At 73.0% G+C, this 25,519-nt stretch carries 24 protein-coding genes and 1 pseudogene; 15 read left to right on the top strand and 10 right to left on the bottom strand.

Features of this window, described 5'->3' with window-relative positions; translation table 11 throughout:
• Nucleotides 1-35: 35 nt before the first annotated feature.
• Complete coding sequence (locus tag ACWD3O_RS07965) at nucleotides 36-665, top strand: DUF6114 domain-containing protein (RefSeq protein ID WP_451410456.1); 630 nt, start codon at nucleotides 36-38, stop codon at nucleotides 663-665.
• Nucleotides 655-1,962: a hypothetical protein gene (locus tag ACWD3O_RS07970; protein ID WP_451415195.1), complete on the top strand. Its 1,308-nt coding sequence runs from the start codon at nucleotides 655-657 to the stop codon at nucleotides 1,960-1,962. The genes ACWD3O_RS07965 and ACWD3O_RS07970 overlap by 11 nt, the downstream gene beginning before the upstream one ends.
• Before the next feature lie 701 nt (nucleotides 1,963-2,663).
• On the opposite strand, the pseudogene ACWD3O_RS07975 reads toward ACWD3O_RS07970, so the two are convergent.
• The 6 genes and pseudogenes from ACWD3O_RS07975 to ACWD3O_RS08000 form a co-directional block, all read right to left on the bottom strand.
• Nucleotides 2,664-4,439: pseudogene (locus tag ACWD3O_RS07975) on the bottom strand (glycosyltransferase family 2 protein); the annotation flags it as partial.
• Nucleotides 4,440-4,710: 271 nt separating this feature from the next.
• On the bottom strand, nucleotides 4,711-5,397 hold the full coding sequence (locus ACWD3O_RS07980; RefSeq protein WP_451415196.1) for a TetR/AcrR family transcriptional regulator: 687 nt from the start codon (nucleotides 5,395-5,397) through the stop codon (nucleotides 4,711-4,713).
• The gene (locus ACWD3O_RS07985) at nucleotides 5,394-6,080 is read right to left on the bottom strand and encodes a DUF4166 domain-containing protein (RefSeq protein ID WP_451410453.1); all 687 of its coding nucleotides are present in this window, start codon (nucleotides 6,078-6,080) and stop codon (nucleotides 5,394-5,396) included. Before ACWD3O_RS07985 ends, ACWD3O_RS07980 begins: the two co-directional genes overlap by 4 nt.
• Nucleotides 6,077-6,841, bottom strand: coding sequence for a hypothetical protein (locus ACWD3O_RS07990; RefSeq protein ID WP_451410452.1), 765 nt, complete (start codon nucleotides 6,839-6,841; stop codon nucleotides 6,077-6,079). Before ACWD3O_RS07990 ends, ACWD3O_RS07985 begins: the two co-directional genes overlap by 4 nt.
• Before the next feature lie 215 nt (nucleotides 6,842-7,056).
• Nucleotides 7,057-7,353: an MTH1187 family thiamine-binding protein gene (locus ACWD3O_RS07995; protein ID WP_361141230.1), complete on the bottom strand. Its 297-nt coding sequence runs from the start codon at nucleotides 7,351-7,353 to the stop codon at nucleotides 7,057-7,059.
• Complete coding sequence (locus ACWD3O_RS08000; RefSeq protein ID WP_451410451.1) at nucleotides 7,350-7,703, bottom strand: DUF3817 domain-containing protein; 354 nt, start codon at nucleotides 7,701-7,703, stop codon at nucleotides 7,350-7,352. The genes ACWD3O_RS07995 and ACWD3O_RS08000 overlap by 4 nt, the downstream gene beginning before the upstream one ends.
• A gap of 202 nt (nucleotides 7,704-7,905) precedes the next feature.
• Here ACWD3O_RS08000 and ACWD3O_RS08005 point away from each other — a divergent pair, with 202 nt between their 5' ends.
• The 4 genes from ACWD3O_RS08005 (at nucleotide 7,906) to ACWD3O_RS08020 (ending at nucleotide 10,524) form a co-directional block, all read left to right on the top strand.
• The gene (locus ACWD3O_RS08005) at nucleotides 7,906-8,538 is read left to right on the top strand and encodes an AIM24 family protein (RefSeq protein ID WP_451410488.1); all 633 of its coding nucleotides are present in this window, start codon (nucleotides 7,906-7,908) and stop codon (nucleotides 8,536-8,538) included.
• Nucleotides 8,538-9,188 carry an AIM24 family protein gene (locus ACWD3O_RS08010; protein WP_451415197.1) on the top strand — a complete coding sequence of 217 codons (651 nt, stop codon included), beginning with the start codon at nucleotides 8,538-8,540 and terminating at the stop codon, nucleotides 9,186-9,188. The genes ACWD3O_RS08005 and ACWD3O_RS08010 overlap by 1 nt, the downstream gene beginning before the upstream one ends.
• Nucleotides 9,185-9,976 (top strand): AIM24 family protein, encoded by a 792-nt coding sequence (locus ACWD3O_RS08015; protein WP_451415198.1) that lies wholly within the window; start codon nucleotides 9,185-9,187, stop codon nucleotides 9,974-9,976. The genes ACWD3O_RS08010 and ACWD3O_RS08015 overlap by 4 nt, the downstream gene beginning before the upstream one ends.
• Before the next feature lie 71 nt (nucleotides 9,977-10,047).
• Nucleotides 10,048-10,524 (top strand): MarR family winged helix-turn-helix transcriptional regulator, encoded by a 477-nt coding sequence (locus tag ACWD3O_RS08020; RefSeq protein WP_451410448.1) that lies wholly within the window; start codon nucleotides 10,048-10,050, stop codon nucleotides 10,522-10,524.
• A gap of 69 nt (nucleotides 10,525-10,593) precedes the next feature.
• Here ACWD3O_RS08020 and meaB read toward each other — a convergent pair whose 3' ends face one another.
• Both meaB and ACWD3O_RS08030 read right to left on the bottom strand, forming a co-directional pair.
• Entirely contained in the window at nucleotides 10,594-11,553 is a 960-nt protein-coding gene (meaB, locus tag ACWD3O_RS08025; RefSeq protein ID WP_451410447.1) for a methylmalonyl Co-A mutase-associated GTPase MeaB, read from the bottom strand.
• Nucleotides 11,554-11,637: 84 nt separating this feature from the next.
• Nucleotides 11,638-12,834 (bottom strand): acetyl-CoA C-acetyltransferase, encoded by a 1,197-nt coding sequence (locus ACWD3O_RS08030; protein WP_451410446.1) that lies wholly within the window; start codon nucleotides 12,832-12,834, stop codon nucleotides 11,638-11,640.
• A 145-nt stretch (nucleotides 12,835-12,979) separates the two neighbouring features.
• Here ACWD3O_RS08030 and mce point away from each other — a divergent pair, with 145 nt between their 5' ends.
• The 7 genes from mce (at nucleotide 12,980) to ACWD3O_RS08065 (ending at nucleotide 22,370) form a co-directional block, all read left to right on the top strand.
• Nucleotides 12,980-13,420, top strand: coding sequence for a methylmalonyl-CoA epimerase (gene mce / locus ACWD3O_RS08035; protein ID WP_451410445.1), 441 nt, complete (start codon nucleotides 12,980-12,982; stop codon nucleotides 13,418-13,420).
• A 205-nt stretch (nucleotides 13,421-13,625) separates the two neighbouring features.
• A complete protein-coding gene (scy, locus tag ACWD3O_RS08040; RefSeq protein ID WP_451415199.1) occupies nucleotides 13,626-17,408 on the top strand; it encodes a polarized growth protein Scy in 3,783 nt (1,260 codons plus the stop codon).
• A 182-nt stretch (nucleotides 17,409-17,590) separates the two neighbouring features.
• Nucleotides 17,591-18,520, top strand: coding sequence for a cellulose-binding protein (locus ACWD3O_RS08045; protein ID WP_451410443.1), 930 nt, complete (start codon nucleotides 17,591-17,593; stop codon nucleotides 18,518-18,520).
• A 148-nt stretch (nucleotides 18,521-18,668) separates the two neighbouring features.
• The gene (locus ACWD3O_RS08050) at nucleotides 18,669-19,622 is read left to right on the top strand and encodes an ATP-binding cassette domain-containing protein (protein ID WP_451410442.1); all 954 of its coding nucleotides are present in this window, start codon (nucleotides 18,669-18,671) and stop codon (nucleotides 19,620-19,622) included.
• 2 nt (nucleotides 19,623-19,624) lie between these two features.
• Complete coding sequence (locus ACWD3O_RS08055) at nucleotides 19,625-20,392, top strand: ABC transporter permease (RefSeq protein WP_451410441.1); 768 nt, start codon at nucleotides 19,625-19,627, stop codon at nucleotides 20,390-20,392.
• Nucleotides 20,393-20,505: 113 nt separating this feature from the next.
• Nucleotides 20,506-21,558, top strand: a complete 1,053-nt coding sequence (locus tag ACWD3O_RS08060; protein ID WP_451415200.1) for an ABC transporter ATP-binding protein — start codon at nucleotides 20,506-20,508, stop codon at nucleotides 21,556-21,558.
• Complete coding sequence (locus ACWD3O_RS08065) at nucleotides 21,555-22,370, top strand: ABC transporter permease (protein WP_451415201.1); 816 nt, start codon at nucleotides 21,555-21,557, stop codon at nucleotides 22,368-22,370. The genes ACWD3O_RS08060 and ACWD3O_RS08065 overlap by 4 nt, the downstream gene beginning before the upstream one ends.
• Nucleotides 22,371-22,383: 13 nt before the next feature.
• On the opposite strand, the gene ACWD3O_RS08070 is transcribed toward ACWD3O_RS08065, so the two are convergent.
• Nucleotides 22,384-22,740 carry an ATP/GTP-binding protein gene (locus ACWD3O_RS08070; protein ID WP_451410438.1) on the bottom strand — a complete coding sequence of 119 codons (357 nt, stop codon included), beginning with the start codon at nucleotides 22,738-22,740 and terminating at the stop codon, nucleotides 22,384-22,386.
• 266 nt (nucleotides 22,741-23,006) lie between these two features.
• Between ACWD3O_RS08070 and ACWD3O_RS08075 the strand changes: the two genes are divergently transcribed.
• Nucleotides 23,007-24,035: an LLM class flavin-dependent oxidoreductase gene (locus ACWD3O_RS08075; protein WP_451410487.1), complete on the top strand. Its 1,029-nt coding sequence runs from the start codon at nucleotides 23,007-23,009 to the stop codon at nucleotides 24,033-24,035.
• An 82-nt stretch (nucleotides 24,036-24,117) separates the two neighbouring features.
• On the opposite strand, the gene ACWD3O_RS08080 is transcribed toward ACWD3O_RS08075, so the two are convergent.
• Complete coding sequence (locus tag ACWD3O_RS08080; RefSeq protein ID WP_451410437.1) at nucleotides 24,118-24,507, bottom strand: SCO5389 family protein; 390 nt, start codon at nucleotides 24,505-24,507, stop codon at nucleotides 24,118-24,120.
• A 255-nt stretch (nucleotides 24,508-24,762) separates the two neighbouring features.
• Between ACWD3O_RS08080 and nucS the strand changes: the two genes are divergently transcribed.
• Nucleotides 24,763-25,434, top strand: a complete 672-nt coding sequence (gene nucS, locus ACWD3O_RS08085) for an endonuclease NucS (RefSeq protein WP_451410436.1) — start codon at nucleotides 24,763-24,765, stop codon at nucleotides 25,432-25,434.
• The last annotated feature ends 85 nt before the right edge of the window (nucleotides 25,435-25,519 follow it).

Below are 25,519 nucleotides of genomic sequence, written 5' to 3' on the forward strand. Positions count from 1 at the left end.
ATCACGGCAAAGCCGTTCCAGGGAGCTGTTTTTCCATGAGCGCCGAGACTCCTGCCGCGCCCGGTCGCGAACGCCTTCGGGTCATCCGGCGGAACTTCCGCACGTGGCGGGGCACGCGGCCGTTCTGGGCCGGCCTGTTCGTCATGTTCGCGGGTCTGCCCATCGGGTACTTCCCCTACGCCGACCTGCACATCGGCAACCTCACCATGACCATGGCCACCACGGCCGGGGCCGGCTCGCTGATCATCGGCGTGCTGCTCGGCGTGCTGGGTCTGTGCCTCTGGTTCCAGAGGCACATCCAGATCTTCTGCGGTGTCGCCGCGATCCTGCTGGGCCTGGTCTCCATCCCGGTGTCCAACCTCGGCGGGTTCTTCGTCGGCTTCCTGTTCGCGCTGATCGGTGGCGCCATGGCGATCGCCTGGGCGCCGGGCCGGCCGGACGAGGCCGCCACGGCGGACGGCGCCGAACCGCTCGCCGGTGAGCCGGAGCGCACCGCCACCGTGTCGTTCGCCAAGGCCGGCGCCGTGGAGGACGAGTACGCGTCCGGCACCGTGAACGCCCGGCTTCCCGAGCCGCGTCGCGGCGACGAGCCCGCCGGCGAGTGGAACGAACTGTCAAGCACCAACCCGGCCAACGAGGTGAACGGGAGGCACAGTGCCGGCTGACGAGGAGGTCCACGGCCCGGCCGTGGACGCGTCGGACGCGAGATCAGGGCCGCGGCACGCGGCGCCGCGCAAGCCGTTGCGCGCCCGGCTCCACATTCCGCGCGGCATGGCCATCGCCGCCATGCCCACGGCGGTCCTCATGGGCATGAGCTTCACGCCGACGCTCGCACAGGCCGACGACCGGCCCGCGGTTCCCAAGAGCACGCTCACGGCCGAGGAGTACCAGGCCTGCGTGGAGGTGCTCGAGGAGGCCGAGAAGGGCGGTGCGGCCGAGGAGGACAAGGCCCCCGACGAGGGCACCGGCGGCGAGGACAAGCCCGCTCCCGACGACGAGGGCGGCACGGGCGGCGACAAGCCGCCGGCCACCGAGGAGCCGGAGGAGCCCGAGCCGACCGAGCCCGGGCCCGAGGAGCCGGCCCCGGCCGAGCCCGAGCCGGAGGAGCCCGAGGCCCCCGCGGAGGAGGAGCCCGAGAAGCCGGACCTGCTCGAGGGCATCGGCGACGCGCTCGGGGACCTGCTCGACGGACCCGACGCTCCCGAGGAGGAGCCGGCGGCCGACGAGCCCGCCGCCGGGACCGAGGAGGAGACCGCGGCCGACGAGCCGGAGACCGACCCCGGCACCAAGGACGGGGCCGAGGACGGCACGAAGGACGGGGCCGAGGACGGCACGAAGGACGGGGCGGAGGACGGCGAGAAGACCGAGCCGGCCGCCCGGGCCCCGAAGGAGGCCGTCGAGGAGACCGCCGAGGCTCTGGAGAAGGCCGAGGAGGCCGCCGGGAAGGGCGAGCCCGTCGAGGAGACGACCGCCCCCGCGGTCGACCCCGAGGACTGCCCCGCCGCCACCGACGAGGAGGGCGGCCTCGAGGGCATCGTCGCGCTGCCCGACCACGCCTGGGAGCTGCAGGCCAGCTCGCTGCTCCTGAAGGGCGCCAAGTACGAGGGCATCGTCAAGGTCAAGACGGCCAACGGCACCGTCAAGGAGGTGCTGAAGTACGTCGTCTCGGGCGGCACCGACATCGGCGACCTGCACCAGGTCGTGCACGACAAGGAGAACGGGAAGACGCACCACGCGGTCGCGGCGAAGGGGACCACCTCCACCATCCGCGGCGGCGACACGGTGATGTACACCGAGTCCATATCCGGCAACCTGCTGGGTCTGCTCCCGGTGACCTTCTCCCCCGAGAGCCCGCCGCCGCTGGACATCCCGATCATCTACTTCACCAAGGTGAAGGTGGTCCAGGCCGGCCAGTTCGGCGGCGACCTGACGATCCCGGGACTGCGTCAGTACATCGACTAGGCCGGGACCCGAACGGGACGAGGAGTGCCCCCGCTGCCCTGGGCAGCGGGGGCACTCCTGTGTCGGGGCCGACCGGATCCACCGAGTCAGATCATGGTCGGCTTCCCGTCCTGGGCACCTCCCGTGAGGGGGGTGGGGTGGGGGGTGGGATGGGGGGTCGGCGCCGGGTGGTGCGCGGTCGCCGTCGCCACCGGTGCGACCGCCGCGACCGTCGCGACCGCCGAGCCCGTGGTCGCCCCGACGGCTCCCTCGGGCAGGGCGTGCACCGGGAGGGCGGCCGCCTGGAAGGCGGGCACCGGGTACATGGCGGGCAGCACGGGCTGCAGCGGCTGGACGGCCGGCTGCACCGGGCGGACCTCCACGGGCACGACGGGCTCGGGCACCGGCTCGGGGGCCGGGGCCTCCTCCCGCGCGGCCGCACCGGCGGGGACCAGCACCGGCACGGGGCCGGGCTCGGCGACCGGCACGGGCTTGCGCACCGGCGCGGGCTTGCGCACCGGCTCCGGCTCCGGCTCCCGGGCGGGCTCGGGCTCGCGCACCGGCTCGGCGGCCGGCTCGGACTCCCGCGCGGGCTCGGCGGACGGCGCGGTGGCGTCGTCCGGTGCGGGCTCGCCGGCCCGCTCCGTGTCCGCGCCGACGGGTACCGGCTCGCGCTCCGGAGCCCCGGCGGTGTCCGCGTCCGCGGTGTCCGCGGAGTCCGCGTCCGCCGCGGCCGGCACGGTGACCACGTCCGCCGCGGTGACCGGGGCGGCCTCCGCGAGGGTGACCGGCACGGTGACCGGGGTGGTGGCCTTGCGGCGGCGGGCCTCGACGGCGGCCGTGTACCGCCAGACCGCCACCGGCGAGAGCGCGATCACCAGCGCCAGCACCGCCCAGATCCGCATCGCGGCGTGGGTGTTGCCGAGCACGGCCGAGGCGGCCAGCGAGGCCACCAGCACCGCAGCCCAGAACAGGTGCACCCGGAAGGTGAGCAGCCGGTCCGCGCTGCTGTCGCCGCCCTTGGGCGTGACGACGAACCGGCACGGGCGGCGCAGCAGGGCCGCGGTGAAGGACTTCAGGTAGATCGGCGCGGAGATCGCCGACATCGCCATCCCGGCGAGGCCGCCGGACCCCTTCGGCTCGTGGGGCGAGACGTTGTGCCGCCGGTTCCAGAGGTAGAGGCCGATCTGGAGGGCGGCGGCGTCGCTGTAGAGCATCAGCCAGACCGACGTGGAGACCGAGGTGCCGGAGGCGCCGAACCACATGAACAGGACGCAGCTGAAGATGCCCAGGAACCAGTTGACCGCGGTCATCGGGTAGTAGCAGACCATCAGCGAGTACTGGAAGAGCCGGCCGTACGGCATGGAGAACGGCGCCTTCCAGAACTGCTTGAAGAGCGTCTCGTAGGTGCCCCGGGACCAGCGCATCTGCTGGGTGAAGAAGTCGGTCCAGGAGGTCGGCCCCTCCCCCACCGCGAGCACGTCGGGGGTGTAGACGGACTGCCAGCGGCGCCGGGTGCGCGGGTTGACGGTGCGGTGCAGCTCGAAGCCGGTCGCCATGTCCTCGGTGATCGAGTCGTACAGGCCGCCGATCTGCTTGACGGCGGAGATCCGCACGACGTTGTTGGTGCCGACGAACATGGGCGCCCGGTAGCGGTTGCCCGCCCGCTGGATCAGCGCGTGGAAGAGGTACTGCTGCGACTCGGCGGCCTTGGTCACCGGGTTGGTGTAGTTGCCGTAGACCTGCGGGCCGACCACGAAGGCGACGTCCGGGTCGCGGAAGTAACCCAGCATCCGCTCCAGGAAGTTGGGGAGCGGGATGTGGTCGGTGTCGACGGAGGCGAAGAAGTCGTACTCGTCCCCGTGGGCGTCGAGCCAGGCGTTGTAGTTGCCGTGCTTGGTCTTCGCCTTGTGGTGGCCGGTGGGGCGGTTCCAGCGGTCGACGCCCTTGCGGGAGAAGTGGCGGACGCCGAGTTCCCGGCAGAGGTCCTTGGCCTCCTGGTCGTCCCCCTCGTCGAGGAGCCAGACGTCCACGCGGCCGTCGTGGGTGACGCGGACCGCGCCCTCCAGGGTGGCGCGGAGCATCGACAGGGGCTCCTTGCCGGGGACGTAGGTGGTGATGAAGGCGACCCGGGTGCCGGGTTCGGGGGTCACGGGCACGGGGTCGCGGGCGACCATCGTGGCGTGGGCGACGGAGAAGACGTTGACGACCATGAAGAACTCGATCAGGCCGATCCCTATCAGCATGGCCGTGTCGAGGAGGGCCAGCCAGGTCTGGCTCTCGTCCCGCTCGACCCAGTGGCTGGGCCACACCAGGTAGACCAGCAGCAGACCGGTGAGGAGCGGCGCGAGCGCCATCATGGCGACCGCTCTCATGCGGTGGGGCTCACGCGAGAGCAGCGAGGTGTACCGCACTCGACAGGGCTGGTCGGCGGGGGGCTCGGTGAGCGGCCCCGCCAGTCGGCTGTGGGTGTCGTAGTCGTAGCCCTCCGGCAACACAGCACCCTCCAATGATCGAATCCGCGCCTTCGGAGATCGAAGATCGAAGATCGGGGTTCGGAGATCGAAGATCGGCGATCAGGACCGGACAAGATGCTATCCACACAAAAGTGGATATTCCGGGAGCTGTCGACTTGGGCGCGTCCGGGCGTGGTGGGCCGCGGGAAGGGGTTCCGGGGGCACGGAAGGTCGGCGACGGCCCGGAAACCGTGGTGTTCCGGCGAGGTTCCCGACGCGTCGGCGTGTCGGTCGAACCGTGGCCGGAATCCGCTCATTCGGCCGAGCGGGATGACCTCACCGGGCGAGCGACGGCACGGCGGAGGTGGGCGCGGACCGCGCGCTGGGCGACCGGGCCGAGCCCGTCGACCGCGGCCGCCAGGTCGGCCAGCCCCTGGAGGGCGTCCAGGGCGCGGGCCGCGCCCTCACGGTCGGCGCCCTCGTAGAGCTCCAGGCCGACGAAGGACGCGGCGATCGCCCGGGCCAGCCCCTCGGGGTCGGTGAACGCGCCGAACGGGGTGGCCTCAAGGACGCGGCGGAGCACCTGCTCGATCTCGGTGATCCACAGGTCCAGACCGGCGGCGGTGGCCGGTCCCAGGCGCGCGTGGGTCTGGGCGCCGGCCAGCATCTGTCCGATCAGCGCCACGTGGCCGGCCGCGCGCTCGGCCTCGTGGATCTCCCGTCCGATGGCCAGCAGCCCGGAGAAGGAGGTCACCTCGGCCAGGCGCTCGCGGTACCGGGCGACCCGCTCCTCGGCTCCGTGGCGGCAGGCGGCGGCGAGGAGCTCGTCCATCGACCCGAAGTGGTAGAAGACGAGCGCCTGGTTGACCCCCGCCGCGGCGGCCACGGTGCGGGCGGAGACCTTGGCGATCCCCTGCTCGGCGAGGGTGCGCAGGGTCCCCTCCAGCAACCGGGTACGGGTGTCGGGCGCGGGCGGCCCGGCCCGGCCGGCGGGGCTCACGCGCGGGCCTCCTCGCGCACGGGCCGCAGGCCGGGCCGCACTCCGCACCGGCTCGCGTCGGTGTACTCGGCGGTGAAGGAGCCCTCGTAGCCGAAGAGCGGCCCGACGTACCGGTTGACCACCCGGACCCGGATCAGGAAGCGCCCGGTGTCCTCGTCGAACGACTCCCGCACCTCCGCGTCCCCGCCGATCACCGCGGGCACCCGCACGTCCAGCGGGCCCTCGCGGAACCGGTGCTCGCCGGAGCGGATGATCAGCTCCCCGCCGTCGCCCGCGGTGAGGTGCAGGTCGCTGGCCAGGTGCTGATGGGTGCCGAGGTAGTCCAGGATCCGGTCCCCCTCCGGCGCGGTCACCATCTGCGCGTCGAACCGGCGCGGCCCGTCGGGCAGGTGGAAAGTGCGCACGAAGCTGACCGTCTCCCGGCCGAAGGTGTCGGCGTACGGCACGTTCTCGATCACGAACGGCACGTCGCGCCCCTGCCGCGGGACCAGGATGTTGCGGGTGGCGCCGAGGGCCAGGAACGGCCGGACGACGCGGCGCCCGTGCCAGACGCGGTCCATCACGCCCGTGCCCGTGCACGCCTCGCCGCTCTCCAGCCCGACCGAGAAGCGGCGGCGCAGCTCGGGGTGGAGCCGGCCGAACTCGGCGCCCATCACCCGGCGGAAGATCGATCCTCGGCTCATGACGCGGGGCCCTCCAGGACGAGCGCGGCGGACTGGGGCGCGCGGCTGCGCAGCGGCGGGGTGCGCAGGCAGCGGCGGGCGGCGGGCGTGCCGGACAGGGGCGTCTTGATCAGGGCGAGCGTGATGGCGAGCGCGGCCAGCAGGGGGAGCGTGAAGGCGGCCTCGGGGCCGAGCGGGCCGACGACGGCGCCCAGGCGCGGCGGACCGGCCAGCAGCACCACGCAGGAGGCGGCGATCACCAGCGTGCGCACCACCATCTCGGCGATCCAGTTCCGCAGGGCCCGCTCCGGGGTGATCCCGTGCTCCAGCCAGAGCCGGAGCCGGTCGAAGGACCAGGCGGTGGCCCATCCCATCAGCGGGCGCAGCGTCAGCCGGTCGAGGAGGGCGCCCGGGCGCCCCCAGCGGGCCCGGTAGTCGTAGCCGGTGAGGAAGCGGATGCCGTCCCCGTCGGGGACGTAGCGCCAGTAGCCGCTGCCGCCGGCGAGCGGGGAGAGCGGGTGCGGGCAGTCGAAGCGGAGGGCGGAGGTGCGGGTGCCGTCGCCGCGCTCCTTCTCCCCCGCGTGGACGCCGGTGCCGGCCACGGTGAGTCCGGGCAGCACCCGGGTGGCGTAGCGGAAGCGCGCCGGTCCCCCGGTGGGGGCGGGCAGCGGTTCGATCTCGGTGAAGCGCAGGTCCCAGCGCTGGTGGCAGGCCGGGTCCTGGGTGCGCCGCCACAGCTCGTCGAGGTCCCCGCGGACCTTGGCCTCCACGTAGATGCCCATGGCGAACTCCCCCGTCCCCACCCCTGGTTGAGCGATCGCTCAACCACCCAGGACCGCAACGTACACCTGTTTGAGCAGTCGCTCAATACGGTGGACGCGGAGGTTTCCTCCGACCGCGGACATGACGAAGCCCCGGCCGCTCCGGCCGGGGCTTCGTCGGGTCTCGTCAGGCGTCGCCGGGGTTCGCCGGCCTTCGCCGTCGGTCCGGAGGCTGATCAGTCCGCGGCGAGGTGCCGCTCCACCGTCTCGACCTTGGAGGTCAGACCGTCGCGCACACCGGGGCGGATGTCCGCCTTGAGCACCAGGGACACCCGCGGGGCGCGCGCCTCCACGGCGGCCACGGCGCGCTTGATCACGTCCATGACCTCGTCCCACTCGCCCTCGAGGGAGGTGAACATGGCGTCGGTGCGGTTCGGCAGGCCGGACTCGCGGACCACGCGGACGGCGTCGGCAACGTACTCGCCGACGTCCTCGCCCACGCCCAGCGGTGTCACGGAGAAGGCGACGATCATGCCTTGGCCCCTTCCGGGCGGATCTCCTTGCGGGCGCGGGCCGCGACGACCGCGTCCTCGGACTCACGGCGCAGCCTGCGCTCGGCGTAGAAGCCGCCGAACGGCACCACGCCGCAGAGGAAGTAGAGGGCGCCGACCTTGAAGGACCACCGGGCGCGGTACCAGGCGTCGGCCCAGAAGAGCACGAAGAGCACCCAGAGGAACCCGTGGATCGCACCCAGCGCCGGCACCGCGTTGAACTCGGTGGTGCGCTTGAGGACGGAGGCCACCAGCAGCAGGAGGAAGGACACCGCCTCGGGCGCCGACACCAGGCGGAGGCGGCGGAGGGCGGCAGCGGTCTTGAGGTCCACGGGTCACCTTCGGTCGGAGGGTCGTCACGGCTTGTGAATGTGCGCACAAGCGGGCTCGGCCCATTGTGGCACCCCCGGACGGCTCAACGGCCGGGGGGCCCGTCAGGTTCCCCGTTCGTCCCCTAAGGGGCATTTCAGGGCCATGTACCTCCTCGGAGCCTGTCCACGGGGCCCCGCCTGCGGTTACGGTCACCAGGTGGCGATGTTCCGACTTCAGGGGAGCAAGGTGCTCGCCGTCGAGATGACCGGGGACTCCGTGCGCGCGAAGAACGGGTCGATGGTCGCCTACGACGGGGAGATGGCCTTCAAGAAGCTCAGCGGCGGGGGCGAGGGCCTGCGCGGCATGGTGACCCGCCGGCTCACCGGCGAGCAGATGACGCTGATGGAGGTGAAGGGGCGGGGGACCTGCTGGTTCGCGGACCGGGCGTCCGAGATCAACCTGGTCGACCTCCGGGGCGAGACGCTGTACGTGGAGTCCAGCAACCTCCTGGCCGCCGACGCCGGACTGCGCAGCGGCACCACCTTCACCGGCCTGCGCGGCGCCTCCCAGGGCAACGGGCTGTTCACCACCACCCTGGAGGGCCACGGCCGGGCGGCCCTGCTCTCCGACGGGCCGGCGGTGGTGCTGCGGGTCTCCGCGCAGTACCCGCTCTCCGTGGACCCGGGCGCGTACGTCGCCCACCAGGGGAACCTGCGGCAGACGCTCCAGTCGGGGGTGACCTTCCGCACCTTCCTCGGCGAGGGCGGCGGCGAGGCCTTCCAGATGCGGTTCGAGGGGGACGGCCTGGTGTACGTGCAGCCGAGCGAGCGCAACACGGTCGCGGGGGACGTCTGATGCCGTTCCGCGAGGTCAACTCCAAGATGGTCGAGGCGACGGTCCGGCCCGGCCAGACGATGTTCAGCCAGCGCGGCGCCATGCTGGCGTACCGGGGCGAGGTCACCTTCACGCCGAACCTGCAGGGCGGGCAGGGCGGCCTGATGTCCATGATCGGCCGCCGGGTCGCCGACGAGGCGACGCCCCTGATGACGGTCGAGGGCGACGGCACGGTGTACTTCGGCCACGGCGGCCACCACGTCCACGTCGTACAGCTCACCGGCGAGACCCTGCACGTCGAGGCCGACCGGCTGCTGGCCTTCGACGGCACGCTCCGCCAGGGCACGATGTTCATGGGCGCCCAGGGCGGCGTCATGGGCATGGTCCGCGGCCAGGTCACGGGCCAGGGACTGTTCACCACCACCCTCCAGGGGCAGGGCGGGGCCGCGGTGCTGGCCCACGGCGGCGTCTTCGAGCTCCAGGTCACCCCGCAGCGCCCGGTCCACGTCGACCCGCAGGCCTACGTGGCGCACCGCGGCGACCTGCGGAACAGGCTGTCCACCGCGCTGGGCTGGCGGGACATGGTCGGCCGCGGCTCCGGCGAGGCCTTCCAGCTGGAGCTCAGCGGCAGCGGCACGGTGTACGTCCAGGCCTCGGAGGAGAAGCTGTGACCGTCCCGGTCTTCGACCCCGCCACGCTCCCGGCGGACGACAACGTCAACCCGTACACCTTCTGCGTGGAGCTCAAGGGCTCCCAGTGGTTCCTGCAGAAGGGCAAGATGATCGCCTACTACGGGCAGATCGAGTTCGACGGCATCGGCCACGGGGCGCTGGAGCGCCTGGTGCGCACCAGCTTCCACTCGCCGCTGCACGCGGCCGACTGGGTGGTGGCGCAGGGCTCCGGCAAGATGCTGCTGGCCGACCGCGCGTTCGACGTGAACTCCTTCGACCTCGAGGACGGCAACCTCACCATCCGGGCCGGCAACCTCCTCGCCTACCAGCCGAGCCTGGCGCTGAAGCAGTCGATCGTGCCGGGGTTCCTGACCCTGCTCGGCACGGGGAAGTTCGTCGCCGCCTCCAACGGCCCGGTCGTCTTCATGGAGCCTCCGCTCCGCGTGGACCCGCAGGCCCTGGTCGGCTGGGCCGACTGCCCCTCCCCCTGCCACCACTACGACCACGGGTACGTCCGGGGGGTGATGGGCGGGCTGCGGGCGCTCACCGGGATCGGCGGGTCCAGCGGCGAGGAGCACCAGTTCGAGTTCGTCGGCGCCGGCACGGTGCTGCTGCAGTCCAGCGAGACGCTGATGCCGGACCAGGCCACGGGGGCGGTGCCGCACGAGCCGGGTGTACCGGGCGGGGGATCCGGGCACCAGGGGTCCGGAGGGCACGGCCCGGCGGGCTCGGGGATGCCGCGCATGCCGGGGCAGCTCGGTGACCTCCAGCGGCGGTTCGGGCTGTGAGACCACCTCGCTTCCCCCTCGCTCACACCACCCAGTAGTCCAGATTTCAACCATTGGGTAAACTCGTGGCCATGGAGAGCGAGACGGACCCGCGGTGGCTCACCGCCGAGGAGCAGCACGCCTGGCGCACGCATCTCGAGGTCAACCGGCTGCTGACGTACCAACTGGAGCGTGACCTGCAGCCCTTCGGCCTCACCATGAACGACTACGAGATCCTGGTGAACCTCTCCGAGGCGGAGGGGCGGCGGCTGCGGATGAGCGACCTCGCGGCGGCGACGCTGCAGTCCAAGAGCAGGCTGTCGCACCAGATCACGCGGATGGAGAACGCGGGGCTGGTACGGCGGGAGAACTGCGAGTCGGACCGGCGGGGGCTGTTCGCGGTCCTGACCGACCAGGGCCTGGAGACGATGCGCAAGGTCGCCCCGCACCACGTGGCCTCCGTACGCCGCCACTTCCTCGGCCTGCTCCCGCCCGAGGCCCTGGACGCCCTCTCCGCGGCCCTCACCCCCATCGCCGCCCACCTCCGCACCCACCGCGCCCGCCCGTAGGACCTGTCCGTGGGACCGGTCCGGTCGGACGGGGCGTGGTGCGCCGGAGGCGGGAGCCCGCGGCAGGTGTCAGGCCGTGGCGGTGAGGCCCGCGACGAGTTCGTCGGCGGCCCGGTAGGGGTCGAGCGTCCCGGCGACGATCCGCTCCGCCAGGGCGCCCAGCCGCCGGTCCCCGCGCAGGTCCCCGATCCGCTCCCGCAGCGCCGTGACGGCGATCGTCTCGACCTCCCGCTCGGCCCGGGCCCGCCGCCGCGCGGCCAGCACCCCGTGCTCCTCCATCCACGCCCGGTGCTTCTCCAGCGCCTCGACGACCTCGTCGACGCCCTCCCCGCGCGCGGCGACCGTCTTCACGATCGGCGGCCGCCAGTCCCCGGGCTGCCGGGACTCGCCGAGCCCCAGCATGTGGTTCAGCTCCCGCGCCGTGGCGTCGGCGCCGTCCCGGTCGGCCTTGTTGACCACGTAGACGTCGCCGATCTCCAGGATTCCGGCCTTGGCCGCCTGGATGCCGTCGCCCATGCCCGGCGCCAGCAGCACCATGGACGTGTCGGCCTGCGAGGCGATCTCCACCTCGGACTGCCCGACGCCCACCGTCTCGACCAGGACGACGTCGCAGCCGGCCGCGTCGAGGACCCGGATCGCCTGCGGCGCGGCCCAGGCCAGGCCGCCCAGGTGCCCGCGGGTGGCCATCGACCGGATGTACACGCCGGGGTCGGAGGCGTGCTCCGACATCCGCACCCGGTCACCGAGCAGCGCGCCGCCGGAGAACGGGGAGGACGGGTCGACGGCGAGCACGCCGACCCGCTTCCCCTGCTTCCGGTACGCGGTCACCAGCGCCGAGGTGGACGTCGACTTGCCCACCCCCGGCGATCCCGTCAGGCCGACCACGTAGGCGCCGCCGGTGAGCGGCGCCAGCGCGGCCATCACCTCCCGCAGCTGCGGCGACGCCCCCTCCACCAGGGAGATCAGCCGGGCCACGGCCCGCGGCCGGCCCTCCCGTGCCTGGGCGACCAGCGAGGCGACGTCCTGCATCCAACAGCTCCGTTCAGCTTGCGAGAGGGACCAACGGGATTGAAGGCGCGATGCCTTCGGTCGGGCCTGCGGTCAGGCCCTCGGTCAGGCCTTCGGCACGCGCAGGATCAGCGCGTCGCCCTGGCCGCCGCCGCCGCACAGCGCGGCCGCGCCGACACCGCCGCCGCGCCGCTTGAGCTCCAGCGCCAGGTGCAGCACCAGCCGCGCGCCGGACATGCCGATCGGGTGGCCCAGCGCGATGGCGCCGCCGTTGACGTTCACCTTTTCCGAGGAAACGCCGAGGTCCTTCATTGACTGCACGGCGACCGCCGCGAAGGCCTCGTTGATCTCGATCAGGTCGAGGTCGGCGACCTCCAGCCCCTCCTTCTTCAGGGCGTGCGCGATGGCGTTGGACGGCTGCGACTGCAGCGAGTTGTCCGGGCCGGCGACGTTGCCGTGGGCGCCGATCTCGGCGATCCACTCCAGGCCCAGCTCCTCGGCCTTGGCCCGGCTCATCACCACGACGGCGGCGGCGCCGTCGGAGATCTGCGAGGAGGAGCCCGCCGTGATGGTGCCCTCCTTGGAGAACGCCGGGCGCAGCTTGCCCAGCGACTCCGCGGTGGTCTCCGGGCGGATGCCCTCGTCCTTGCCGAAGACGACCGGCTCGCCCTTGCGCTGCGGGATCTCCACGGGGGTGATCTCGGCCTCGAAGACGCCGTTCTTCTGCGCGGCGGCGGCCCGCTGGTGCGAGAGGGCGGCGATCTCGTCCTGCTCGGCGCGGCCGATGCCCAGGCGCGTGTTGTGCTTCTCCGTGGACTCGCCCATGGCGATGTCCTCGAAGGCGTCGGTGAGGCCGTCGTGCGCCATGGCGTCGAGCATCTGCACGGCGCCGTACTTGAAGCCCTCGCGGGACTTCGGGAGCAGGTGCGGCGCGTTGGTCATCGACTCCTGGCCGCCGGCCACGACGATGTCGAACTCGCCGGCCCGGATCAGCTGGTCGGCCAGCGCGATGGCGTCGAGGCCAGAGAGGCAGACCTTGTTGATCGTCAGCGCCGGCACGTTCATCGGAATGCCCGCCTTGACGGCGGCCTGGCGCGCAGGGATCTGGCCCGCACCGGCCTGAAGCACCTGCCCCATGATCACGTACTGCACCTGGTCGCCCGCGATCCCCGCACGGTCGAGGGCGGCCTTGATCGCGATGCCGCCGAGGTCGGCACCGGTGAAGTTCTTCAGCGAGCCCAGCAGTCGCCCCATGGGCGTGCGCGCGCCCGCGACGATCACCGTGCTATTCGTTCCGGACATGGAATGGCGTCCCTTCCGGCCTTCCAGCCGTGGAAATGACGAGGGTTTCTCCGAATGTACTGAGCGGTAGTCGGGGCGTCATCGGGCCGTCGGTGTGATCGCGCGCACGTTGCGTAACCGCTCCGTGCGCGCTGCACTGGACCGCATGCTGACGCGAATCGACCACATCGGAATCGCCTGCTTCGACCTGGATCGGACCGTGGAGTTCTACCGGGCCACGTACGGCTTCGAGGTCTTCCATTCCGAGATCAACGAGGAACAGGGGGTCCGCGAGGCCATGCTCAAGATCAACGATACGTCGGACGGCGGCGCTTCCTACCTCCAGCTCCTCGAGCCCACCCGCGAGGACTCCGCCGTCGCCAAGTGGCTCGCCAAGAACGGTGAGGGCGTCCACCACATCGCCTTCGGCACCGCCGACGTCGACGCGGACGCCGCCGACATCAGGGAGAAGGGCGTCCGCGTCCTCTACGACGAGCCGCGGCGGGGCTCGATGGGCTCCAGGATCACCTTCCTCCACCCCAAGGACTGCCACGGAGTCCTGACAGAACTGGTCACTTCCGTCCCTTCCGAGTCCACGGACCACTGACCTCCCCCGAAAGGGGCCGGTAGGGTGGGGGCGGTCGTCTCTTCTCGGAGGGACGACCGCGGGCCGGGGTCCGGGTATCGGGGGGCGCGCGGGCAGGCAGCAGCCCTTGCCCAGCGAGTCCGACACCATTCCCCGGGGGCCCCGTCCGACCGATGGACGGAGCTCGGTGACACGCTTGCGACCAGGGGACGGATGGGACCGCGCTGTGCGGGGCTACGAAAGCCAGGAGCGGGAACCGGCGGATGACGTCGACCACCTGACTCGGTTCGAGGCCGAGATGAAGCGGCTGAAGACCGAGCGGGAGAAGGCGATCCAGCACGCCGAGGACCTCGGCTACCAGGTCGAGGTGCTGCGCGCGAAGCTCCACGAGGCGCGCCGGACCCTCATGTTCCGGCCCCCTTTCGAGGGCGGTGACATCGGCTACCACGCCGAACAGCTCCTGCGGAACGCCCAGATGCAGGCCGACCAGCTCCGCCAGGACGCCGAGCGGGAGCTCAGCCAGGTCCGCGCCCAGACCCAGCGGATCCTCCAGGAGCACGCCGAGCAGGCCGCCCGCCTCCAGGCCGAGCTGCACTCCGAGGCCGTCACCCGCCGCCAGCAGCTCGACCAGGAGCTCGCCGAGCGCCGCGCCACCGTCGAGTCGCACGTCAACGAGAACGTCGCCTGGGCCGAGCAGCTCCGCTCCCGCACCGAGCAGCAGGCCCGCCGGCTGCTGGAGGAGTCCCGCGCCGAGGCCGAGCAGGCCATGGCCGCCGCCCGCGCCGAGGCCGAACGCCTGGTCGCCGAGGCCCGCCAGCGGCTGTCCGGCGAGGCGGAGGCCGCCCGCACCGAGGCCGACCAGATCCTGCGCCGCGCCCGCGCCGACGCCGAGCGCCTGCTGAACGCCGCCTCCGCGCAGGCCCAGGAGGCCACCGAGCACGCCGAGCGGCTGCGCACCACCACCGTCACCGAGTCCGACGCCGCCCGCCGCCAGGCCACCGAGCTCAGCCGCGCCGCCGAGCAGCGGATGGCGGAGGCCGAGGAGGCCCTGCGCACCGCCCGCGCCGAGGCCGACAAGGTCGTCGCCGAGGCCAAGGAGGCCGCCGCCAAGGCGATCTCCGGCGCCGAGGCCGCGCAGGAGCAGCGCATCCGCACGGCCAAGGAGCAGGTCGCCCGGCTGGTGGGTGAGGCCACCGAGGAGGCCGAGACCACCAAGGCCGAGGCGGAGCAGATCGTCGCCGCCGCCCGCGCCGAGGCCGAGAAGATCGTCGCCGAGGCCGCCGAGAAGGCCCGCGCGGTCACCGCCGAGGAGAGCGCCACCCAGCTCGCGCAGGCCGCCCGCACCGCCGAGGAGGTCCTCACCAAGGCCTCCGAGGACGCCGGGAAGACCACCCGGGCCGCCGCCGAGGAGGCCGAGCGGATCCGCTCCGAGGCCGAGGCGGAGGCCGACCGGCTGCGCGCCGAGGCGCACGAGATCGCCGAGCAGCTCAAGGGCAGCGCCAAGGACGACACCGAGGAGTACCGGGCCCGCACGGTCGAGCTGCAGGAGGAGGCGCGCCGGCTGCGCGGCGAGGCCGAGCAGCTGCGCTCGGACGCCGTCGCCGAGGGCGAGCGGATCCGGCAGGAGGCCCGCAAGGAGGCCGTCCAGCAGATCGAGGAGGCCGCCAGGACGGCCGAGGAGCTGCTGGCCAAGGCCAAGGCGGACGCCGACGAGCTCCGGCAGACCGCCACCGCGGACAGCGAGAAGGTCCGCACCGAGGCCCTCACCCGTGCCACCACGCTGCGCCGCCAGGCCGACGAGGCACTGGAGCGTGCCCGTGCCGAGGCCGAGCGGCTGAAGGCGGAGGCCGCCGAGCGCGCCGAGGAGGTGCGCGCCGAGGCCGAGGAGGCCGCGCGCACCGTGCGCGAGGAGGCCGAGTCCGCCGTCGAGGCGCGCAAGGCCGAGGCCGCCGAGGAGCTCGCCCGGCTGCGCACCGAGACCGAGGAGCGGCACACGGCCGCCGAGGAGGCGCTGACCGAGGCGCGCGCCGAGGCGGAGCGGCTGCGCCGGGAGACCGCCGACGAGACCGAGCGGCTGCGCGCCGAGGCCGCCGAGCGGATCGCCGCGCTGCGCGCCCAGGCCGAGGAGGAGGCCGAGCGGCTGCGCACCGAGGCCGCCTCCGACGCCGCGGCCTCCCGCGCCGAGGGCGAGTCGGTCGCCGTCCGGCTGCGGTCGGAGGCCGCCGCCGAGGCGGAGCGGCTCAAGACCGATGCCCAGGAGACCGCGGACCGGGTCCGCGCGGAGGCCAGGTCGGCCGCCGAACGGATCTCCGCCGAGGCCGCCGAGACGCTGGCCGCCGCGCAGGAGGAGGCCGCCCGCCGCCGCCGCGAGGCCGAGGAACTGCTGGGCGCCGCCCGCGAGGAGGCGAACCAGGAGCGCGAGCGGGCCCGCGAGCAGAGCGAGGAGCTGCTGGCCTCGGCGCGCAAGCGGGTCGAGGAGGCGCAGGCCGAGGCGCTGCGCCTGGTCGAGGACGCCGAACGCCGGGCGAGCGAGATGGTGTCGGCGGCCGAGCAGCACGCGCAGCAGGTGCGCGAGTCGGTGGCCGGTCTGCACGAGCAGGCCCAGGAGGAGATCCAGGGGCTGCGCACCGCCGCCGAGGTGGCGGCCGACCGTGCCCGCAAGGAGGCCGAGGAGGAGGCGGACCGGGTCCGCTCCGACGCCTACGCGGAGCGCGAGCGGGCCGCCGAGGACGCGGGCCGGATCCTGGGCGCCGCCCGCGAGGAGTCGGACGCCGCCCGGTCGCTGGCCGAGCGGACGGTCGCCGAGGCGGCGACCGAGGCGGAGCGGCTGCGCACGGAGGCGGAGGACGCGGCCCGCCGGGCCCGCGAGGAGGCCGCCGCGAAGACCGAGGAGGCCGAGGAGGCGGCGTCACGCGCCCGTGCCGAGGCCCGCGAGGACGCCAACCGGATCCGGGGCGAGGCCGCCACGCAGGCGGACACACTGATCGGCGAGGCCCGCGTCGAGGCCGAGCGGCTGACCGAGGAGACGGCGGCGGAGAGCGAGCGGCTGCGCGCCGAGGCGTCCCGCACGGTGGCCTCGGCGCAGGAGCACGCGGAGCGCACCCGTGAGGAGGCCCGCCGGCTGCGCGAGGAGGCCGAGGCGGACGCCGACCGGCTCACCGCGGCGGCCCGCGAGGAGGCCGAGCGCACCCTGGACGAGGCCCGCCAGGACGCCAACAAGCGGCGTTCGGAGGCGGCCGAGCAGGTCGACACGCTGATCTCGGAGACCGCCGCGGAGGCCGACAAGCTGCTCGCCGAGGCGCGGCAGCAGGCCCTGCAGGCCACCGCGGACGCCGAGGCGCAGGCCGACACCATGGTGGGCGCGGCCCGCCAGGAGGCCGAGCGGCTGGTCGCCGAGGCGACCGTCGAGGGCAACTCCCGCGTGGAGAAGGCCCGCAGGGACGCCGACGAGCTGCTGGTCGGCGCCCGCCGGGACGCGACGGCGATCCGGGAGCGCGCCGAGGAGCTGCGGGACCGGATCACGGCCGAGGTGGAGGAGCTGCACGAGCGGGCCCGCCGTGAGGCCGCCGAGACCATGAAGTCCACCGGCGAGCGCTGCGACGCGCTGATCAAGGCGGCCGAGGAGCAGCTCGCCACGGCGGAGGCCAAGGCCAAGGAGGTCCTGGCGGACGCGGGTTCGGAGGCCGGCAAGGTGCGCATCGCCGCGGTGAAGAAGGCTGAGGTGCTGCTCAAGGAGGCCGAGCAGAAGAAGGCCTCGCTGGTCGCCGAGGCGGAGAAGATCAAGGCGGAGGCCGTCGCCGAGGCCGAGCGCACGGTCGAGGAGGGCAAGCGGGAGCTGGAGGTCCTGGTGCGCCGCCGCGAGGACATCAACGCCGAGATCTCCCGGGTCCAGGACGTGCTGGAGGCCCTGGAGTCCTTCGAGGCGCCCGGACCGGCCAAGGACGCCGGTGTCAAGGCGGGAGTCTCGGCCGGGAGCACCCGATCGGGTGGCAAGTCGTCCGACAACTGACCGGAGGGTGAATTTCGGTGTCCTTGGGACGGTCCCACCGTTGTACCCGCACCAGAACCGGCGGTTTCCCCGCAAAAGGGGCGGCATTCTCCCGATGAATCGGGCTTTCCGCTCGATGACACGCCGCCCGGCGGCCTAGGATTCCCTCTATCACCTCACCGGTCTCATTCGACAGGAACCCCATGAGCGACACTTCCCCCTACGGCTTCGAACTGGTCCGGCGTGGGTACGACCGCGCTCAGGTGGACGAACGGATCTCGAAGCTCGTCTCCGACCGTGACAGCGCGCTCGCCCGCATCACCGCGCTGGAGAAGCGCATCGAGGAGCTCCACCTCGAGACGCAGAACGTCCAGGCCCAGCCCGACGAGTCGGAGCCGTCCTACGCCGGTCTCGGCGCCCGCGTCGAGAAGATCCTCCGTCTGGCCGAGGAGGAGGCGAAGGACCTGCGCGAGGAGGCCCGTCGCGCCGCCGAGCAGCACCGGGAGCTCGCGGAGGCCGCCGCCCAGCAGGTGCGCAACGACGCCGAGTCCTACTCGGTGGAGCGCAAGGCGAAGGCGGAGGACGAGGGTCTCCGGATCGTCGAGAAGGCCAAGTCCGAGGCCGCGCAGATGCGTTCCGACGCGCAGCGCGACGCCCAGGCCAAGCGGGAGGAGGCGGACGCCCTCTTCGAGGACACCCGCGCCAAGGCCGCGCAGGCCGCCGCCGACTTCGAGACCAACCTGGCCAAGCGCCGCGAGCAGTCCGAGCGGGACCTGGCCTCCCGTCAGGCCAAGGCCGAGAAGCGGCTCGCGGAGATCGAGCACCGGGCGGAGCAGCTGCGCCTGGAGGCGGAGAAGCTGCGCACCGACGCCGAGCGCCGTGCCCGTCAGACGGTCGAGACCGCGCAGCGCCAGGCCGAGGACATCGTGGCCGACGCCAACGCGAAGGCCGACCGGATCCGGTCCGAGTCGGAGCGCGAGCTGGCGGCGCTGACGAACCGTCGCGACTCGATCAACGCGCAGCTGACGAACGTCCGCGAGATGCTGGCGACGCTCACGGGTGCGGCGGTCGCCGCCGCGAGCTCCCCGGAGGAGGAGCCGGCCCGTACCGTCCCCGCCCAGCAGACCCGCTGACCTCTCGTCCCCCCGGGGCCCGCGCCGCCGCACGGCGGCGCGGGCCCCGGCCCTTTTCCCTCTCCCGCCCGGCGCCCCACGCCCGGAGGGCGGGACGAACGGCACGTTCCGGTGGCACCGGATGCCGGGCCCCCCTACCGTGGGGGCCATGATTTCGCTGGAGGGGCTGACCAAGCGGTACGGCGAGAAGGTCGCCGTGAACAACCTGACCTTCGAGGTCCGGCCGGGCATCGTCACCGGCTTCCTCGGCCCCAACGGCGCCGGCAAGTCCACCACCATGCGGATGATCCTGGGCCTCGACCATCCCACCTCCGGCGACGTCCGCATCGAGGGCCGCCGCTACGCGGAGATGCACGACCCGCTGCGGACCATCGGGGCCCTGCTCGACGCCACCTCCAACCACGGCGGCCGCAGCGCCTACCACCATCTCCTCTGCCTGGCCCAGAGCAACGGCCTGCCCGAGCGGCGGGTGCACGAGGTCCTGGACACCGTCGGCCTGACCGCGGTGGCGAGGAAGAAGGCCAAGGGCTTCTCCATGGGCATGGGGCAGCGCCTGGGCATCGCCGCCGCGCTCCTCGGCGACCCGCGGATCCTGATGTTCGACGAGCCGGTCAACGGCCTCGACCCCGAGGGCATCCACTGGATCCGCACCCTGATGCAGCGCCTGGCCGCCGAGGGCCGCACGGTCTTCGTCTCCTCGCACCTGATGAGCGAGATGGCCCTGACCGCCGAGCACCTGATCGTGATCGGCCAGGGCCGGCTGCTCTCCGACCTGCCGATGGCGGAGTTCATCCGGCGCAACTCCCGCTCCTACGTCCGCGTCCGCACCCCCGACCGGGAGCGGTTCATGGACGTGCTGCGCGGCGCGGGCCTCACCGCGATGGAGACGGGTGACGTGCTGGAGCTGGACGGGGTGGGCGCGCCGCAGATCGGCGAGCTGGCCGCCCGGCACGGTCTGGTGCTGCACGAGCTGAGCCCGCAGCAGGCCTCGCTGGAGGAGGCGTTCATGCGGCTGACCGCGGAGTCCGTGGAGTACCACGCGCACAGCGGCCCGGCGATCGGCGAGGAGGCGTCCTGGGGCGCCGGCTGGAAGAAGGGATGAGCATGGCCGTCGCGCAGGTCGTCCGCTCCGAGTGGACCAAGGTCCGCTCGGTGGCGTCCACCGTCTGGACGCTCTCCGTCGCCCTGGTGGTGACGGTCGCCCTCGGCGTGCTGATCTCCTGGCTCACCCGCCGCGAGTTCGGGAGCATGCCGGCACGGGACCGCCTCACCTTCGACCCGACCTTCGTCAGCTTCGCCGGGATGAGCCTCGGCCAGCTCGCCATGATCGTCTTCGGTGTGCTGGTGGTGTCCAACGAGTACAGCACCGGCATGATCCGCACCTCGCTGGCGGCGGTGCCGCAGCGGGGGGTGTTCTACGCCTCCAAGCTGGCCGTGGCGACGGCGCCCGCGTTCGTGGTCGCGCTGGTGACCGCGTTCGCCTCGTTCTTCCTGGGCCAGGCGATGCTGGGCCCGCACCGCGCCTCCCTCGGCGACGAGGGCGTGCTGCGCGCGGTGGTCGGCGGGGCGCTCTACATGACGCTGATCGCCGTCTTCTCGATGGGCGTGGCGGCGATGCTGCGCTCGCCGATGCTCTCGCTCGGCGTGCTGATGCCGCTGTTCTTCCTGCTCTCCCCCATCCTCGGCACGGTGGAGGCGACCAAGAAGGTCGGCCAGTACCTGCCCGACCAGGCCGGCGCGCGGGTGATGCAGGTGGTCACCTTCGACGACGACGTGCCGTACGGGCCCTGGGGCGGCCTGGGGATCATGGCCCTGTGGTGCCTGGTGGTGCTGATCGGCGGCTACCTGCTGCTGAGGCGACGGGACGCCTGACACTTTTCCTGCCGCCACCCTGGAACCACGGGCCCCGCTGATGTTCTCCTAACCCTGATGGGGGACACGGCGTCCCCGTCCGCCACGACGCGGGGCCGAACGATGGGTGGAGCATGATCGAGGCAGTTGGCCTGACGAAGCGCTACGGCGACAAGACCGCCGTGGACGACCTGTCCTTCCAGGTGCGGCCAGGGGTGGTCACCGGCTTCCTCGGGCCGAACGGCTCCGGCAAGTCGACGACCATGCGGATGATCCTGGGCCTGGACACCCCCACCTCCGGGCACGTCACGGTCAACGGCTGTCCGTACCGGCAGCTCCCGAACGCCCCCCGCCACGTCGGCGCTCTGCTCGACGCCAAGGCGGTGCACGGCGGCCGGGACGCCTACCGGCACCTGCTGTGCATCGCCCAGCTCTCCGGCATCCCCGCCCACCGGGTGGACGACGTGCTGGAGCTGGTCGGCCTGTCGGAGGTGGCCGGGCGCCGCACCAAGGGGTTCTCGCTGGGCATGGGCCAGCGCCTGGGCATCGCCGCCGCGCTCCTCGGCGACCCGCAGGTGCTGCTCTTCGACGAGCCGGTCAACGGCCTCGACCCGGAGGGCATCCTCTGGGTGCGGAACCTGATGAAGTCGCTGGCCGCCGAGGGCCGCACGGTGTTCGTCTCCTCGCACCTGATGAGCGAGATGGCGCTGACCGCCGAGCACCTGATCGTGATCGCCCGGGGCCGGCTGCTCGCCGACATGAGCGTGCGGGAGTTCATCGCCGCCAACTCGGCCGGCTTCGCCCGGGTGCGGGTGCCGGACACCGGGCCCGAGGAGCGCGACAGGCTCACCTCGGCGCTGAACCGGGCGGGCGCGCGGGTGCTGCCGGAGCAGGACGGCGCGCTGCGGGTGACCGGTCTGCCGCTCCCCCGGATCAGCGACGTCGCCCACGAGGCGGACGTCCGGCTGTGGGAGCTGTCGCCGCACCACGCCTCGCTGGAGGAGGCGTACATGCGCCTGACGCAGGGCCTGGTCGACTACCGCTCCAGCGCCGACCCGCAGGTGGGCATGCGGCCCGAGCCGCTGCCCGGCCCGGCGGACGGCTGGGACCCGGGGCCCGCCCGGTCCGCTCCCCCGCAGCCCGTCCCCGCCGCCGACCGCCCGACCCTCACCGAGGACGCCCGATGAGCACCCAGCAGATCCCGGACCAGGTTCCGCGGACCCCCTCCTACGTCTCGCCCATCGCGATCCGCGGCACGCACCTCGGGCACGCGCTCGCCTCGGAGTGGACCAAGATCCGCTCGGTGCGGTCCACGCTGTGGACGCTGGGCGTCTTCCTCGCGCTGGTCGTCGTGATCGGCTGCATGATGGCCGGGCTGGTCGGCCCGGACACCTACCTCAACACGCCGTACACCATGCCCGCGTTCTTCGGTCTGCTGCTGGGCCAGATGTGCCTGGTGACGCTCGGCGTGCTGGTGGTCTCCTCGGAGTACGGCACGGGGATGATCCGCACCACCTTCACCGCCTCCCCGCAGCGGCACCGGGTGCTGGCGGCGAAGATCCTGGTGTTCTTCGCGGTGGCCTTCGCGACCGCGGCCGTGGCGATCGCCGTCGTCGGCCTCTACGCCCAGACCACGGTGGGCGCCCGGACCAACGCCGCCTGGCTGCCGACGGTCTTCAAGGGCGCGCTGTACGTGTCGCTGATGGGCGTGCTGGCGCTGGCGGTGGGGTCGATGATGCGGCACTCGGCGGGCGCCATCACCACCATGCTGGGCGTGCTGCTGCTGCCGGCGATCATGCCGGCGTTCCTGCTCTTCAACGAGGGCCTGGTCGAGGTGGCCCAGTTCATGAGCGACTACAACGCCATCAACGCGCTGTCGCTGATCTTCGAGGGCGACCGGTCCACCGGAACCGGCGGAGCGCAGATCGGCCTGCTCGCCGTGGTCACCGCCGTGGCCTGCGCCGGCGCCTTCGCCATCCAGGCCAACCGGGACGTCTGAGCCCCGAGGTCTCTCAGAACCGCGGCGCGTTACGGGACCGCTGGACCCGCGAGGTCCGGCGGTCCCTGGCGTTCCAGCAGGCCTTGTGCCAGTGGCGGCGCTCGTCCACACCGCCGTGGGACGGCCAGGCCACCACGTGCGGCACCCCGGACGGGATCAGCTGGTCGCAGCCCGGGCAGCGGTAGGTCTTCCCGGCGGCGCTCGCCCCGGCGACGTGCCGCACGCTCCAGTCCTCGCCCTGCCAGCTCTCCGACGACTGCCAGCCGCCGTACCGGCCGCCGCGCTCCTCCTCGTCCCCCTGGTGGGCGTACGAACCGCCTCGCCCGTTCCCTCCCGAGGGACCCTTGGGTCGGTTACGGCGCGGGGACACGGTTCACCTCACGAGGACGGGCGGGCGGGGACGAGCGGGGGTCGCACCAAGCCTACGCGGACCCGCGCCGGCCTCCTGGCAGGGCCGCCGGGAGGCACGCGCCCCGACCGGACTCCGACACTTCTCCTCCACCTCGGGTCCACACCGTCTCCCATTCAGCAGACAATCGGCAAAGTCCTGGTCCCGGCCGTGACTTCGGCACGTGTCAGGCGGTTATGCCGCGTGGGGGAGCTCCGATTCGGGAGCCAGGAAAGCAGGAAGTGCCCATGCACCTCGGAAGTTTTGTCGTCGCCGCCCAGTTCCCGGGCCAGGGTCACGCGGAGGCGCTGCACCGTGCCGTCCGGTCCGCGGAGGTCGCCGAGGAGGCGGGGCTCGCCCAGGTCTGGCTGGCGGAACACCATTTCGTGCCGTACGGGGTCTGCCCGTCGGCCGTGACGCTCGCCGCGACGCTGCTGGGCCGCACCCGGCGGCTGAGGGTGGGCACCGCGGTGAGCGTGCTGCCGACCGTCCACCCGGTCGCCCTCGGCGAGCAGGCCGCCCTGCTGCACGTCACCTCCGGCGGGCGCTTCTCGCTGGGCGTGGGCCGCGGCGGCCCGTGGGTGGACCTGGAGGTCTTCGGCGCGGGCCTGGAGGCGTACGAGAGCGGTTTCCCCGGCTCCCTCGACCTGCTGCTGCGCTGGCTGCGCGAGCCGTCCGTGGGGTCGGACGACGGCCGTTTCCGCTTCCGCGAGGTGCCGGTGGTGCCGCGGCCGTCGGAGGCGCTGGAGGGCGGTCCGGGCCCCGAGGTCGTGGTCGCCTGCACCTCTCCGGCGAGCGTCCGGCTGGCCGGGGCGCGGGGGCTGCCGATGCTGCTGGGCATGCACGTGGGGGACGAGGAGAAGGCCGCCATGGTGCGCTCCTGGCGGGAGCACGCGCGGGCGGCGGGCCGCCCCGAGGAGGAGGTGCGTTCCGCGGCCCATGTGTCGGCGGGCGTCTGCCAGATCGCCGACCGGCCGGAAGACGCCAGGGAGACGCTGCTGAAGGCGATGCCGGGTTGGCTGGATCAGGGCCTTGCCGCGCACGTCACGGTGGACGGCCGGGCGCGCGCGATGCGCGATCCGTACGCGTACACGGAGATGCTCTGCGGTCTGCACCCGGTGGGCACGCCCCGGCTGTGCGCCGACCGCCTCGCGGCCACCGCGGAGCGGACCGGGATCAGGCGGTTCGCCCTGCTCACCGAGGGGTCGGGGGATCTCGCGGCCACCGAGGAGAACCTGCGCCGGCTCGGCGGCGAGGTGCTGCCGCGCCTGGTGTGAGCCGGGAGGCGGTCCGGCGTCCCGGCGAGGGGATGTGCAAGATGTGCACCCCCGCCGGGACGCCGGATGCCGGCCCATCGGGTCAGCAGTCCCTCAGTTCGGGCGACTGGTTGAGCAGCTGGCCGCGCACCGAGGTGAAGCGGGCCAGCCTCTCGTCGCTCCCCTCCAGCGGGAACACCGCGACGCGGTGGCAGTTCTGGAACGCGAGGCGCACACCGAAGTGGCGCTGCAGGGCGCCCCGGATCGCGTCGCTGGCGAGCGCGCGCAGGAGCTGACCCCGTGCCTGCTCGTCCGGCGGCGGCGTCTGGTTGTCGGCGAACGGTCCGCCGTCCACCTTCAGTTGGGCCACCAGGGAGCTGATCATCTCCCACGCGTAGGGCAGGGAGGTCCGGACGCAGTCGACGAAAGCCGCTTCGTCGACCTCGCCTCGCTCGGCCTGTTCGAGCAGGGCCGGTGAGACGTCGAGCGACATGAGTACTCCTCTCGCACCCCCTCGTCGAGGGGGTTGCCGGACGGGAACGGGACGTCGCGGACGACGGACACGCTCCGTACCCGTGCCACGACCGCCCGTTCACTACGGTAGGCATCCGAAGGTCCCGCGCACCAGGAGACTGCGTACTTGACCGATTTCGCATCGCTCGGTTCCGCTCACAATCAGCCAGAACCGAACAACCGGCTTCAGGGGCGAATCGCGTGGAGTCCCGCGGGTCGAGTAGCGTTGCGGACCATGCGTCTTGTCATCGCCCGCTGCTCCGTCGACTACGCGGGGCGCCTCACCGCACATCTGCCGTCCGCTCCCCGCCTGATCCTGGTCAAGGCGGACGGAAGCGTCTCGATCCACGCGGACGACCGCGCCTACAAGCCGCTGAACTGGATGTCGCCGCCGTGCGCCCTCAAGGAGGGCACGGGCGAGGACTCCGGCGTCTGGACGGTGACCAACAAGGCCGGCGAGAAGCTGATCATCACGATGGAGGAGATCCTCCACGACTCCTCGCACGAGCTCGGCGTGGACCCCGGCCTGATCAAGGACGGCGTGGAGGCACACCTGCAGGAGCTGCTCGCGGACCGCATCGAGACGCTGGGCGAGGGCTACACCCTGATCCGCCGCGAGTACATGACGGCGATCGGCCCGGTCGACATCCTCTGCCGGGACGGCGAGGGTCGGACGGTGGCCGTGGAGATCAAGCGGCGCGGCGAGATCGACGGCGTGGAGCAGCTGACGCGCTACCTGGAACTGCTGAACCGCGACCCGTTGCTCGCGCCGGTGCGGGGCGTGTTCGCGGCGCAGGAGATCAAGCCGCAGGCCCGGGTGCTGGCGACGGACCGCGGCATCGCCTGCCAGGTCCTCGACTACGACGCCCTGCGCGGCATCGAGGACGACAAGCTCCGCCTGTTCTGACCCTCCGCCCCGCCCCGCGGGACGCCACCGCCCCCACGGCCAGGTCGCCGTGGGGGCGGTCCGGTGTCGCGGTCCCCAGCGGCCC

The sequence above is a fragment of the Streptomyces sp. NPDC002640 genome, from assembly GCF_053592575.1.